Annotated in this window: 1 protein-coding gene; it reads left to right on the top strand. The window is 46.1% G+C overall.

What is annotated here, in order from left to right; all coding sequences use genetic code 11:
• The first annotated feature begins 16 nt into the window (after nt 1-16).
• Nucleotides 17-16,438, top strand: a complete 16,422-nt coding sequence (locus SB658_RS06125) for a non-ribosomal peptide synthetase (protein WP_144500804.1) — start codon at nt 17-19, stop codon at nt 16,436-16,438.
• Nucleotides 16,439-16,441: the final 3 nt, after the last annotated feature.

Genomic DNA, 16,441 nt, shown 5'->3' with positions numbered 1-16,441 from the left:
AGAACATCTTAAAGGCATGAAGCGGCAGTTGAAAAGCCCGCTTTCAGAAGGGCAAAAAGGGCTGTGGATGCTTCAAAAAATGTCTCCTGGGATGAGTGCATATAACATTCCTTTATGCTTTCGCTTCAGCAAACCAATACATGCAGTGACGTTCAAGAAAGCCCTTCTGTTTGTACAGAGACAATATCCGGTCTTAGCCAGTGTGATTCAAGAAGAAAATGGCATTCCATTTCAATCGGTTCAGTTATCAAAGGATCTTTATTTTGTGGAAGAGGATATATCAGCAATGAAATCAGCAGATATTTTGCCTTTTCTAAAAGAAAAAGCAAAAGAACCTTTCCAGTTGGAAGCTGGTCCGTTATGGCGCACACACCTTTTTCATCGGTTAGAAGAATGCATTGTTCTTATAACAATTCACCATATCATATTTGATGGTGTGTCGATGCTGACATTGATATCGGCGCTATTCGAAGCGTATCAACAATTGCTGAATGGGATTGAACCCTTGCAGCAGCCATCAACAGCTGATTATTACGATTTTGTCGATTGGGAAAAACGGATGCTGACTGGCAGAGAAGGGGAAGAGCATCTCGCTTACTGGAAAGAACAGTTGTCTGGGAGTCTGCCAGTTCTTGATTTGCCTGCTGACCGTCCGCGGTCTTCAGCACGAAAATTCAAGGGGCAAGCTTATAAAAGCTTGCTCCCCCATCACCTGAGAAATCAAATTAAATCGTTTGCCCGCACCAATCATGTGAATGAATCGGTTGTGTTTCTCTCCATTTACAAAGTACTGCTGCATCATTATACAAAACAAAAGGATATCATTGTTGGCGTTCCGACAATGGGTCGGCAAGAAGACAGATTTGAAACCCTAATCGGTTATTTTATCAATATGATGGCTGTTCGGAGCAAGAATATCGGATCTCAGCCATTAACAGCATTTATTCGGGAACTGCAGCTGACAGTGGCTGACGGTCTGGATCATGCGGCGTTTCCGTTCCCTGCATTGGTAAGAGAGCTGAATGTAGACCGCTCGGCCGCGGATTCTCCGGTTTTTCAAACAGCCTTTCTGTACCAAAATTTTTTTCAGGCAACAGGTTTGCAAAAAGTGCTCGAACCGTATCAAACGCTTGGCATCGAATATATTGAAGACATTCGGCAAGAGGGTGAATTTGAGCTGGCGCTCGAAATATATGAGCAAGAAAATGAAACAGTGCTTCATCTTCTGTACAACCCTGATTTGTACGAACTGTCCTCCATTGAAAGCATGATGGAGAACTATATGAAGCTCGCGCAGCACATGATGGAGGACCCGTCTTTGCCGCTTGAAGCTTACTCTTTGCAATTAAATCAAGAACAAACTAGTTTGCTGGAACAATGGAATGCGACAGGGACAAACATCGCAAATGACAAGTGTATACATGAGGTGTTTGAGGAAAAAGCGAAACAAATCCCTGATGCGGTTGCTGTCATGTTTGAAGACAGATCACTTACATATAAAGAAGTAGATGAAAAAAGCACATCTGTGGCAGTCTACCTTCAACATCAGGGTGTTGGACCTGAACAGCCCGTTGGCATTTGTGCAGAGCGTTCGTTTGATATGATCATCGGAATTTTAGGAATACTGAAAGCTGGCGGAGCGTATGTGCCGTTAGATCCAAGTTTTCCGCAAGAACGATTAGAGTACATGCTCAAAGACAGTCAGGCATCCATTGTCCTCACCCAACCTAACGTTCATGATAGGATCAGCGGATTAACTGGCAGCCATGTAAAAGCGATCAATATCGAGTTAGCTTGCCGAAACGGTTATACAGACCAGCAAAGCAGCGGTTTAAAGCGGGAAGTAAAACCGGAACACCTCGCTTATATTATTTATACATCGGGAAGCACTGGAGAGCCTAAAGGGGTTATGGTAGAGCATCGGAGCATTATGAATACCCTGAATTTTCTTGAATCTCACTATCCTGTAACGGCTGAGGATGCATATTTATTGAAGACGAACTATGTGTTTGATGTATCGATCTCAGAATTATTCGGATGGTTTATTGGAGACGGCCGTCTTGTGATTCTTCCGCCTAATGGGGAGAAATCACCGCAGCTTTGCATGGATTATATTGAAACATATAAAGTGACTCACATTAATTTTGTGCCGGCCATGCTGCATGTTTTTTTAGAAATGGCGAAAGACAACAAACGATTCACAGAGGATGGTCCGCTGAAGTATATGATGGTTGCAGGTGAAGCCTTCCCTAAAGAATTAGTGAAAAAGGCGGTATCACTCTTTACAAACTGCCGTGTTGAAAATATATACGGACCGACGGAAGCCTCCATTTACGCTGCGTATTTCGGATGCGGAAAAGGAGATATCGCAAGTCACCATACACCGATTGGAAAGCCTGTCTCCAACACGAAAATTTACATTGTGGACCAGCATTTAAAGCCTGTCCCGATCGGAAATCCTGGTGAGCTTTGCATCGCTGGAGCCGGTTTGGCAAGAGGCTACTTTAAAAAGCCGGGGCTTACGGCTGAAAAATTTATTGATAATCCCTTTGAACCAGGGACGAAGCTATATCAATCGGGTGATTCAGCAAGGTGGCTTCCTGACGGCAACTTAGAATACTTGGGACGGATTGATAGCCAAGTCAAAATACGCGGTTTTCGCGTCGAGCTGGGCGCAATAGAAACAAAGCTGAGTGAATTTCCGGGCATTTTAGATCAGGCGGTAGTGGTGAAGCAGCTGGAGGGCCATCAACAGCTCGCTGCTTATTATACAGAGGAAAGCGGACATGCCTCTGCCAATCCAAAAGATTTGCGCCTTCATCTTAAATCGAGTCTGCCGGAATATATGATACCTTCACACTTTATCCGCTTAGATGAGCTTCCATTATCGCCCAGCGGAAAAGTGAACCGTAAAGAATTAGAAAAACGCGAAATCGTGTTCAACAGAAGGAAACCAAATCACTTGCAATTAACGGAAATAGAGGATCAGGTGCTGCGCATTTGGGAGGAAACGCTCAAGGTCAGCGGATTTGGGCCGGAAGACGGATTTTTCGATGCGGGCGGCGATTCGCTTCTGGCTGTAGCTGTGGCTGAACGAATCAAAAAAGAATTCGATTGTGAGTTTCATGTTACTGAGCTGTTTGAGTATTCCACGATCCGTGCAATCAGTGAATACATTTTGGAGATGAAAAACTCAGATCTAGCCGGGACACAAAATGAAGATCATTATGATATCAAAAAAGATAGAAAACACCTAGAACAGAAGATTCCTCCTTATTTTGACGACAGTGTTGCGATTGTGGGGATATCTTGCCAGTTCCCGGGTGCGAAAAATCATCATGACTTCTGGAACCACATCAAAGAAGGCAAAGAAAGCATACGATTCTTTTCTGAAGAAGAGCTTCGCGCAAATGGAGTTCCCGAAGAATTGATACAGCATCCTGACTATGTGCCGGTGCAATCTGTGATCGAAGGGAAAGACTTATTCGATCCCGGTTTCTTTCAAATTTCGCCAAAAGATGCTGAGTATATGGACCCTCAGCTCCGCCTCTTATTGCTGCACTCCTGGAAAGCGATTGAAGATGCAGGATATGTGGCTAAGGAGATTCCGGCAACAAGTGTATATATGTCTGCAAGCAGCAATTCATATAGAACGTTATTGCCGAAGGAGACAACAGAAGGACATGAATCACCGGATGGCTATGTCTCATGGGTTTTAGCCCAAAGCGGAACCATTCCCACAATGATCTCACATAAGCTCGGATTAAAAGGGCCAAGCTATTTTGTTCATTCTAACTGTTCTTCATCACTAGTCGGTTTATATCAAGCATACAAAAGCCTGACATCGGGCGAATCACAATATGCGCTTGTCGGAGGCGCAACATTGCACGCACAATCAGCGATCGGCTACGTGCACCAAAACGGGTTGAATTTTTCAAGCGACGGGCATGTAAAGGCGTTCGATGCTTCGGCGGACGGAATGGCCGGAGGTGAAGGCGTAGCAGTCATCCTGCTGAAAAAAGCTGTGGATGCCGTAAAAGACGGAGACCATATTTATGCCATTATGCGCGGAATAGGCATCAATAATGATGGGGCAGAGAAGGCAGGCTTCTATGCGCCTAGTGTAAAAGGCCAAACAGAAGTGATACAGCATGTATTGGATACAACCAAGATCCATCCTGAAACGGTCAGTTATATTGAAGCACACGGTACGGGAACGAAATTAGGCGATCCTATTGAGATGTCTGCGCTAAATAAAGTGTACAAGCAATACACCGACAAAACACAATTTTGCGGAATTGGTTCAGTAAAAACGAATATCGGCCATTTGGATACAGCTGCGGGGTTAGCCGGATGCATTAAAGTTGCGATGAGTTTATACCATAATGAACTTGCACCGACCATCAATTGTACGGAGCCGAATCCGGATATAAAGTTTGAAAGCTCTCCTTTTTATGTTGTCCGTGAACGAAAATCGTTAGAGAAACACGCAGGTGTCCATCGGGCGGCTCTGAGCTCATTCGGCCTTGGCGGAACTAACGCCCATGCAATATTTGAGCAATATGAAAACATTTCTGATGCAGGTACCGAAAACGAAGGCAATCAGCCTTACATCATTCCTATATCAGCTAAAAATAGTGAACGGCTCCAAGTATACGCGAAGGAAATGCTGTCCTATATCAGACAAGACGAGCAAAGGCATTTCTCTTTAAGAGATATTGCATATACCTTCCAAGTCGGCCGTGAAGCAATGGATAACAGGATCGTTTTTATAGTGAACGATCTGGAAGAGTGGAAACATCAGCTGGAAGCTTTTGTGACTGGAAAGCCGCTCGCAGAAGGCTGTATTCAAGGAGAAAAAACGAGAATGACATCCGCTGAACAGCTGCTTGGAAATGCTGAAGCAGATGATATGGCTTCATCGCGGATATCAAAAGAAGAATTGAGAAAGCTTGCCGAGATGTGGGCAAATGGCTTTCACGTTGAATGGCGCAGGCTCTATCCAAATATAAAGCCACGCCGCATCAGCTTGCCGACATACCCTTTTGCCGAAGAACGATACTGGCCTGAAAGCAGCACCGGCGCTATCACAACAATTGAACCATCTCGTTTGCATCCTTTGGTGCACCATAATACATCGGTTCTGTCAGAGCAGCGTTTCAGCTCCATTTTCACAGGACAAGAGTATTTTATTGCCGAGCATATCATTAAAGGCATGGCGATTTTGCCGGCGGCGGTCACGCTTGAAATGGCAAGAGCCGCTATAGAACAAGGAATTGGCGGATTGGAGGATCATGAAACTGGAATCAGGCTGAAAAATGTCGTGTGGGTTCGCCCGGTTGTAGCAGGAAGTGAGCCGGTTCAGGTAAATATCGGACTTTACGATGAAGATGGCGGACATATTGCTTATCGGATGTATGGTGATCCGGAATCCGCTGATGCAGAACCAGTTGTATATAACCAAGGTAAAGCGGAATTGATTCAGTTAAAGCGAGAAAAAGCACTGGATCTTTCTAAGATCAAGAAACAATGTGATCAAAGCAAAATGGATGCTGCCTCGTTTTATGAAGGGATGATCGGCGCCGATTACGGTCCAGGTTACAAGAGTGTAGAGGCCGTATATAAAGGCGACGGCCAGCTGCTTGCCAAATTATCACTGCCAGAATCTGTTGCACATACGTTGGGCGATTATGTTCTTCATCCAAGTGTAATGGACGGGGCGTTACAGGCGGCTGAATATTTGCAAAATGTCGTCAGAGCGGAACTTTCAGACACTGAAGACTTTAAGGCAGCACTGCCATTTGCCCTGGAGGAACTTGAGGTCTTTCGTCAGTGCGTTTCTGACATGTGGGTTTATGTTCAATTCAACTCGAAAAACAAACCAGGAGATTTGATACAGAAAGTCGATATTCACCTATGTGATGAGCATGGCATGATCTGCGTGCGGCTGAAAGGATTTTCGACGAGAGTGATGGAGGCAGATATACAAACCGAACCATCAAAAATCAACACTGAAACTTTATTGCTTCAGCCCGTTTGGCAAGAACAAAAGGCTGCTGACAGCTTAGCTGCAAAAAAATATGCAGAGCATCTCGTGTTCCTCTGTGAATATGACAATGAGACGAGAAAACAAATTGAAGCAGCCATCGAGGATGTCCATGTATACAGCCTGGAAGCAAGGCCTTCTTCAGTAGATGGGCGTTTCCATTCTTATGCAGAACAAGTGTTTAAAAAGGTACAAGAGATCATTCGTACGAAACCGGAAGACGGCATTCTCGTTCAGGTCGTAACCTCTACAGAAGGAGAACAGCAGTTGTTTTCAGGATTGACAGGACTGCTGAAAACTGCTGAGCAGGAGAATGCCAAACTAACCGGCCAAATGATTGAAGTCAGCAGTGAAGAAAGTGGAGAAAGCATTGCTGGCAAACTGTTAGAAAATCAAATGAGCGGCGATTCATATGTCAAATATCAAAACGGGACACGGTATATTGCTGATTGGCGTGAAATCAAACAGGCAAAAGGAGACGGCAGCAAACCGTGGAAAGACAATGGCGTTTATCTCATTACAGGAGGTGCCGGCGGACTAGGTCATATTTTTGCAAAGGAAATTGCGGAACAAACGAAAAATGCGACAGTCATTCTGGCGGGCCGCTCACCTCTTAGCGAAAGCAAAAGCAAAAAGCTGAAAGAGCTTCATAGCAAGGGGGCTGACATCACCTACCGGCAAACAGATGTTACCAATAAAATTGAAGTCTATCAGCTCATTGACGACATTCAAAAAAGATATGGCCGTCTGAACGGTATTCTTCATAGTGCCGGAATCATCAAGGACAGCTACCTGGTTAATAAACAGGCAAAAGATCTGCACGATGTACTGGCGCCTAAAGTAAAAGGGCTTGTTTATCTAGACGAAGCGAGTAAGGATTTGCCTTTAGACTTCTTTATTCTCTTTTCATCTCTTTCAGGAAGTTTAGGGAGCATTGGTCAGTCTGACTATGCGGCAGCCAATGTATTTATGGATATGTATGCAGGCTATCGAAATAGGCTTGCCGACCTCAGCCAGCGGCATGGGCAGACGCTTTCTGTAAACTGGCCTTTATGGAGAGATGGAGGCATGCAGGTCGATCAAGAAACTGAGAAAAGGCTTGTGCAACTTGCCGGTATTGTTCCTATGAGGGCGGAAAAAGGAATTCAGGCATTATATCAAGCACTTCATTCAGAGGCAAACCAAGTAATGGTGATCGAAGGCGATGTGCAGAAAATAAAACAAAACATGCTGGCCAAAAACGCCTCAGCACCTATGGAAAAGAAGGAAGCAGAACACATGACTGAACAAATAAATAGCATTGATGCAGACAGTTTGCTGGATAAAGTAAAGGCGATGTTAAAGCGAGAGATCGCCAAGCTGTTAAAGGTCAAGCTTGAAACGATTGATGATCATGCCGAGATGACGGTGTATGGTTTTGATTCTATCTCCATGACTGAATTCACCAACCATATCAATCGCGCCTATCAGTTAGAGCTGACGCCAACCGTATTTTTTGACCACCCGACGATTCATGCGTTTGGCAAGCATTTGTCAGAAGAATATCAATCGGTATTTGCGAAGACATTTGCTGTGCGCGCTGCATCGGCTCAGCTTCAGCCTGCTGCGAAACAGGAACAAGTCGTGCGTGCCAAAGCTAAAAGACGCAGAAAGCAGCAAGTCACGCTGCCAAACGCCATACAGAGCGATGCTGGGCCTGAGCCAATTGCCATTGTGGGCATAAGCGGGATTTTCCCTATGGCGAAAGACGTTGAGGCGTACTGGAACATCTTAAAAGAGGGCAAAGACTGCATGACGGAAATCCCGAAAGATCGCTGGGATTGGCGTGAATATGAAGGTGATCCGGCGAAGGAAGTCAATAAAACGAACGTGAAATGGGGCGGTTTTATTGACGGTATTGCAGATTTTGATCCATTATTCTTTGGCATTTCCCCGCGTGAAGCTGAACAAATGGAACCTCAGCAGCGCTTACTGCTGACTTACGCCTGGAAAGCGATCGAAGATGCAGGATATTCGGCGAAAAGGTTGTCAGGCACAAAGACCGGCGTCTTCATCGGAACGGGAAATACAGGATACAGCTCTCTTCTATTTAAAGCGAATTCGGCAATAGAAGGATCAGCGGCAGCCAATACGAGCCCATCGGTCGGTCCGAACCGGGTCAGTTATTTCCTTAATCTGCACGGGCCGAGCGAATCGATTGATACAGCGTGCTCAAGTTCACTGGTGGCGATCCACCATGCCATCTCTTCAATTGAGGAAGGCACTTGTGACATGGCATTAGCCGGCGGTGTAAATACGATTATCCTTCCTGAGGTGTATATCAGCTTTGATAAGGCGGGAGCACTGAGCAAAGAAGGAAAATGCAAGACGTTTTCAGATCAAGCCGATGGTTTTGCGCATGGGGAAGGTGCCGGCATACTGTTCCTGAAAAAATTAAAAGCGGCTGAAGAAGCGGGAGACCACATTTACGGAGTCATAAAAGGCAGTGCAATCAATCACGGCGGCCGTGCAGCCTCTTTAACGACTCCCAATCCGAAGGCGCAGGCAGATGTTATTCAATCGGCATATCAAAAAGCGGGAATCGATCCGAAAACCGTGACCTACATTGAAGCCCACGGAACCGGGACGGAGCTTGGAGACCCGGTTGAAATTAACGGTTTGAAATCAGCTTTTAAAGCATTGGGTGTAAATGAAGGAGACACATCAGCCAATCCTTACTGCGGATTAGGGTCTGTAAAGACAAACATCGGCCACTTATCGCTGGCAGCCGGTGCAGCAGGAGTTATTAAAATATTATTGCAGCTTAAGCATAAAACCTTAGTGAAAAGTCTGCATTGCGAAAACGTGAATCCATACATTCAGCTGAAAAACAGTCCGTTCTATATCGTACGGGAAACGGAAGAATGGAAAGCGCTGAAAAATGAACGGGGAGAAGAGCTTCCTCGACGGGCAGGTATCAGTTCATTTGGAATCGGCGGGGTAAACGCCCACGTGATTATCGAGGAATATATTCCGGAAGCATCCGATGAGAATATACCATCCATCACGCCGGAACATCCGGGTATCTTCGTTTTATCGGCTAAAAATGAAGCGCGGCTAAAAGAACATGCACAGCAGCTGGCAGATGCGCTTGATAAACAAACATATAGTGACGTAAATCTCGCCCGAATCGCTTATACACTGCAAGCCGGACGGGATGCGATGGAAGAACGTCTCGGGATTATTTCCGGTTCCATTGAGGATGTACAGCAAAAGTTAAAAGACTTTGCAGCAGGCAAAAGCGGTGTGGAGGATGTATTTAAAGGCAGGATTGATAAAGGCACACTCCAAATGCTGACAGAGGACGAAGAGATTCAAGAAGCCATCGAGAAATGGATGGAACGGGGAAAGTATGCAAAATTGCTTGAATTATGGGTAAAGGGGCTTGATGTAGACTGGACGAAATTGTATGGCGAGAATCTGCCAAAGCGCATCAGCTTGCCGACGTATCCTTTCGCAAAAGACCGTTATTGGATCTCTGATCATATTGAAAAAAGTAGCAGCATTGAAGCAAATCAAGCAGCCTCCCGCCTTGGCGGAGCCGTGCTGCATCCATTAATGCATCAAAACACATCGAATCTTTCGGAACAAAGGTTTAGCTCTATTTATACGGGAGAAGAGTTTTTCCTTGCTGATCATGTTGTGAAAGGCCAACGGATTTTGCCGGGAGTGGCTCATCTTGAATTGGCGCGGGCAGCTGTTGAGCAGGCCGCAGAGGTACAAGGTGTACCGCGCACCATAAAGCTAAAGAATGCGGTGTGGGTGCGGCCTATTGTTGTAGAGGATCAGCCGCAGCAAGTACACATTAGGCTTTTACCGGGAAAAAATGGTGAGATCTCTTATGAAATCTATGGTCATTCAGACGTTACTGGCGAACAGTCAATCGTCTACAGTCAAGGCAGCGCGGTATTGAATCCTGCTGGAAATCTGCCGGCGGTTGATTTGCAATCTCTGCGGGAGCAGTGTCAGGAAAGCCATTTCAGCGTAAACGAAGTATACGACACCTATCGAATGATTGGATTTGAATATGGTCCTGCTTATCGCGGAGTGAAAAAAATCTATACAGCTGAACAATTTGTTTTGGCAAAATTGTCATTGCATCCGTCAGCTGCAGATACGCTCAGCCAATACAAAATGCACCCTGGGCTGATGGATTCTGCTTTGCAAGCGTCAAGCATTTTGACAGGCGCCGGGGATAACCAGCTGACACTGCCTTTTGCGGTCCAGGAGCTTGAAGTCTTCGGAGCATGTTCGTCAGAAATGTGGGTCTACGCAAGATACAGCCAAGGCAGCAAGGCAACTGATAAGGTGCAAAAGCGCGATATTGATGTTTTAGATGAGAGCGGCAATGTTTGCGTACGGATGAAAGGATTATCTTTCAGAGCAGCGGAAGGCGGCTCTGGATCGGCGGAATCTGATCAAACGCTGGAAACCCTGATGTTTGAAGAAAAATGGGTGCCTAAGGATTTTAAAAAAGAAAGTCCTGAGCCTCATTACGAACGGCACATTGTCATGCTTTGCGACATGAATGGCCTCTCAAAAGATCGCATTGAATCAAGATTGACAGGAGCGGAATGCATCGTTTTGGAGTCATTCCGCGAAGGACTTGCAGAGAGGTTCCAAGATTATGCCGAACAAGCGCTTGAGACGGTCCAGGGTCTTCTCAAAAGCAGACCTCAGGGCAATGTTCTGATCCAGCTGCTTACCTCTGCACAAAGAAAGCAGTACTCATTCTCAGGGCTATCGGCGCTCCTTAAAACCGCCGGTATGGAGAATAAAAAACTAATCGGCCAGACGATTGAAATCGATTCACATGAAAATATTGAAAGTGTAATAGAAAAACTGAAAGAGAATAAAAGGCACACAGAAGATCAGCACATCAAATATGAAAAAGGCAAACGGTACATCAATGATCTGGATGAAATGCAAATAGATGATCGGGAAATAAGCATGCCGTGGAGAGATAAAGGTGTTTACCTCATCACGGGCGGCGCAGGAGGACTTGGGTTTATTTTTGCAAAAGAGATTGCTCGCCAAGCCGAACAGCCTGTGCTCATTCTGACAGGCAGATCCGCGTTGAATGCGGATCAGCAGGCGGAGCTTAACGAACTTCAGCAATTAGGGGCTCGCGCAGAATACAGGCAGGTTGACGTGACACAAACGGAAGCAGCCTCCAAGCTTATCACAAGCATTACGTCTGATTACGAAGACTTGAATGGTGTCATTCACAGCGCTGGGCTGATTAAAGATAACTATCTTATGAGCAAAACCAATGAAGAGCTGACACAAGTTCTCGCTCCTAAGGTGAAAGGGCTTGTGAATGTGGATGAGGCAACCGAGCATCTTGCGTTAGATTTCTTTATCCTCTTTTCTTCAATATCAAGTGTTGCCGGCAGCGCGGGACAGGCCGATTATGCAATGGCTAATGCATTTATGGACAGTTATGCTGCTTATCGAAATGCGCTTGTAACCGCCATGTACAGGCACGGACAAACGTTGTCAATCAATTGGCCGCTCTGGAAAGAAGGCGGCATGCGCGCGAATAAAGAAATTGAAAACATGACGTTGAAAAACACAGGTGTGACTCCAATGCGGACCGAGACCGGCATTCAAGCGCTGTATAAAGGTTTGGCATTTGGCAAAGATCAAGTCATCGTCATGGAAGGATTCAAAGACATGATGAGGGAAAAGCTGACTCAAAAGCCGTCTTCTGATGATGTACCAATGAAAACAGTGCAAGTACCGGTGACATCTGAAGCAAGAATGGATCAAGGGAATATGTTCGATCACATTCAAGAAGTTTTAAAGCAAACAATCTCTCAATTGCTCAAAATCAAACCTGAAGAGATTGACCCGGACATGGAGTTTAATCAATATGGATTTGATTCGATTACGTTAACTGAATTCGCAAATACACTGAATGAGAAGTACAAGCTGGATCTTACGCCTACGATCTTCTTTGAGCACGCAACTGTTTATGCATTTGCAGGGTATCTGTCAGAAGAATATCCAAATGCTTTTACAGCTCAAACGCCTGCCAAAGCTGGGGTGCTGATGCAGCCTGTCGAACAGAATATAAAAAATATGACGTTTTCGACTGAAAACCGCTTTGTAAAACCTTCGGTAACACCAATGCAAAAGGAAGCTGATCACAAGCCTGAGCCTATTGCGATTGTTGGGATGAGCGGCGTTTTCCCAAAGGCAAAAGACGTTGAGGAATATTGGAAGAACCTGTCATCGGGCGCAGATTGTATTACAGAGGTTCCAAAAGACCGCTGGGATTGGCAGGAGTATTACGGAGACCCTCTGAAAGAAGCGAATAAAACAAACGTCAAATGGGGCGGTTTTATTGATGAAGTAGCTGACTTTGATCCATTGTTCTTCGGCATATCTCCGCTGGAGGCTGAGCAGATGGAGCCTCAGCAGCGCCTGTTAATGACCTATGCGTGGAAGGCGGTAGAAGAAGCGGGACACTCAGCGAGAAGCCTGGCAGGAACCAAAACGGGCATCTTCATCGGGACAGGAAACACAGGGTATAGTTCACTTCTGTCAAATGTAGACATCGAAGGCTCAGTTGCTGCGAATATGAGTCCTTCTGCAGGACCGAATAGAGTCAGTTATTTCCTGAACATTCATGGACCGAGTGAACCGATCGACACTGCGTGCTCAAGCTCTTTGGTCGCCATTCATCATGCGGTTTGCGCCATTGAAAATGGAAACTGTGAAATGGCGATTGCGGGAGGGGTCAACACGGTCGTAACTCCGCAAGGCCATATCGCCTATGATAAGGCCGGGGCGCTGAGCAAAGAAGGAAGATGCAAAACATTTTCTGACAAAGCCGATGGATTCGCAGTCAGTGAAGGTGCCGGCATTCTCTTTCTGAAAAAGCTGACAGCGGCTGAACGAGACGGTGATCATATTTACGGTGTCATTAAAGGAAGTGCGGTAAACCACGGTGGCCGCGCAAATTCTCTAACGACTCCTAATCCGAAAGCTCAGGCGGATGTCGTAAAAACAGCATATGAAAAAGCGGGAATTGATCCAAGAACCGTAACTTATATTGAAGCGCATGGGACTGGAACCGAGCTGGGCGATCCAGTAGAAATCAACGGCTTAAAAGCGGCATTTAAAGAGCTGTATGAAAAAACGGGGGACCCGGCTGTTCATGGCAGCCATTGCGGACTTGGATCAGCGAAAACAAACATCGGTCACTTATCGCTGGCGGCCGGTGTGGCGGGTGTCATTAAAGTGTTATTGCAGCTCAAGCATAAAACGCTTGTCAAAAGTCTGTACAGTGAAACTGTTAATCCATATATCAGACTGGATGACAGCCCGTTTTATATTGTGCAGGAATCGAGAGAGTGGCAGGCGCTTCGGGATGAAGCCGGCCGAGAGCTGCCGCGCCGCGCAGGCATCAGTTCGTTCGGGATAGGCGGCGTCAATGCCCACGTGGTCATCGAGGAATATATTCCGAAAGAAACAACCCATCCTGCAACAGCACCAGCTGTGACAGCACAGCACCCGGGCATCTTTATTTTGTCGGCAAAGGATGAAGATCGTCTGAAAGACCAAGCCCGGCAATTAGCAGACTTTATCAGCAAGCGATCTATCACTGCTCGTGAACTCACTGATATTGCTTATACACTCCAAGAGGGGCGTGATGCAATGGAGGAGAGATTAGGGATCATCGCTGTCTCGACTGGGGACTTGCTGGAAAAACTGAACCTCTTTATAGAAGGGGGCACCAATGCGAAATACATGTACAGAGGCAGAGCGGAAAAAGGTATCGCACAAACATTGAGATCAGATGACGAAGTACAGAATACGCTCAACAATAGCTGGGAGCCTCACATATATGAAAGACTGCTTGATTTATGGGTAAAAGGCATGGAAATAGGCTGGAGTAAACTGTATGACGGCAAACAGCCGAAACGCATCAGCCTCCCTACCTATCCATTTGCGAAAGAACGATACTGGATAACGGATACGAAAGAGGAGGCAGCCGCCCATCAAACAGCTTTAAAAACAGTCGAATCAGCAGCTTTGCATCCATTGATACATGTCAACACATCTGATTTGTCAGAGCAGCGTTTCAGCTCGGCCTTTACAGGTGCTGAGTTCTTTTTCGCCGATCATAAGGTGAAGGGAAAACCGGTTATGCCGGGCGTGGCATATCTTGAGATGGTTCATGCTGCCGTTACAAGAGCAGTGAGAAGAACCGAAGATCAACAATCTGTTATTCACATCAAAAATGTTGTGTGGGTGCAGCCGATTGTGGCGGACGGCCAGCCTGTGCAAGTGGATATCAGTCTAAATCCCCAGCAGGACGGCGAGATTGCTTTTAACGTCTATACAGAGGCTGCACACAATGATCGAAAGATACATTGTCAAGGCAGTGCTTCAATCCGTGGGGCAGGAGACATTCCAGTCCAGGATATCAGCGTGCTTCAAGATCAATGCAGTTTAAGCACACTCTCACACGACCAGTGTTATGAATTGTTTAAGGCGATCGGCATTGACTACGGACCTGGTTTTCAAGGGATAGATCGGCTTTACATCGGCCGCAATCAAGCCTTGGCAGAGCTTTCTCTGCCTGCTGGTGTAACTCACACACTGAATGAATTCGTTCTTCATCCAAGTATGGCCGATTCTGCTTTACAAGCGTCGATCGGGCTAAAGCTGAATTCCGGTGACGAGCAGCTTTCTCTGCCTTTTGCGCTGCAAGAGCTAGAAATATTCAGCCCGTGTACAAATAAAATGTGGGTGTCTGTGACATCTCGTCCTAATGAGGACAAAATACAGAGACTGGATATTGATTTGTGTGATGAACAAGGCCGAGTGTGTGTAAGAATCAAGGGGATTACCTCAAGGCTGCTGGAAGAAGGCATACAACCGCCAGACGGGCCGACATCACTAGGAAACTCCAAAGCAACTCTTAACGGAGCGCTTCTTATGGCGCCGATATGGGATCGAGTGCAGCTGGAGAAGAGGATCATTTCGCCTGCTGATGAGCGTGTTGTCATCCTCGGAGGGGATGACAACAGCAGAAAAGCTGTTCAAAGGCAGATCCCGTTTGCCAAGGAGCTGTCCATTGAGCCGAACGCATCAATTCATAGAATTGCAGGCCAGCTTGAAGCACTCGGATCGTTTGACCACATCGTGTGGATGTCTCCTTCTCGTGTGACAGAGTGCGAAGTCGGCGATGAAATGATTGAAGCCCAAGATCAAGGCGTCATTCAAATGTATAGGCTCATTAAGGCAATGCTCTCTTTAGGCTATGGACAGAAGGAGATAAGCTGGACGGTCGTGACGGTGAATACACAATATGTTGATCAGCATGATATTGTCGACCCGGTCGATGCCGGGGTACACGGCCTGATCGGTTCAATGTCAAAAGAATATCCAAATTGGCAGACAAAGCTGATCGATGTTAAAAAATACGAAGATCTGCCGTTATCTCAACTCCTTTCCTTGCCTGCCGATCAAGAAGGGAATACGTGGGCCTATCGAGACAAGGTCTGGCATAAGCTTCGTCTAATTCCAGTACACAACAATCAACCGGTGCACACGAAGTATAAGCACGGAGGCGTTTATGTTGTCATAGGCGGAGCTGGAGGTATTGGTGAGGCGTGGAGTGAATATATGATCAGAACATATCAGGCGCAGATCGTTTGGATTGGCAGAAGGAAAAAGGATGCAGCCATTCAAAGCAAGCTGGACAGACTTGCACGTCTAGGGCCAGCCCCGTATTACATTCAAGCAGATGCGGCTAACCGAGAGGAATTTGAACGCGCGTATGAAACAATGAAACAAACGCATCGAGAAATCAACGGTGTCATTCATTCTGCGATTGTCTTACAAGACCGAAGCCTGATGAATATGAGTGAGGAATGTTTCAGAAACGTTCTTGCTGCAAAAGTTGATGTAAGCGTGCGAATGGCCCAAGTTTTCCGGCATGAACCACTGGATTTTGTTTTGTTTTTCTCTTCCGTACAATCGTTTGCAAGAGCTTCCGGACAAAGCAACTACGCTGCGGGCTGCAGTTTTAAGGATGCTTTTGCACAACGGCTTTCTCAAGTATGGCCTTGTACAGTAGCCGTGATGAATTGGAGTTATTGGGGAAGCATTGGTGTTGTTTCATCACCGGATTACCAGAAGAGAATGGCTCAGGCAGGCATAGGCTCAATTGAAGCCCCTGAAGCAATGGAAGCTTTGGAATTGCTGCTCGGGGGACCGCTGAAGCAGCTAGTGATGATGAAAATGGCAAACGAAACGAATGATGAAGCGGAACAGACAGAAGAAACGATTGAAGTGTACCCGGAAACTCACGGCTCAGCCATTCAAAAGCTGTGAAGC

Source organism: Bacillus sp. SIMBA_008 (genome assembly GCF_046535495.1).
GTDB classification, from domain to species: Bacteria; Bacillota; Bacilli; order Bacillales; family Bacillaceae; genus Bacillus; species Bacillus subtilis.
This window is presented reverse-complemented; position numbering and strand designations above follow the sequence as displayed.

Bases quoted from the DNA above. Each gene is read 5' to 3' on its own strand.
- SB658_RS06125 (WP_144500804.1), top strand. From the start codon at position 17: ATGAAGCGGCAGTTGAAAAGCCCGCTTTCAGAAGGGCAAAAAGGGCTG.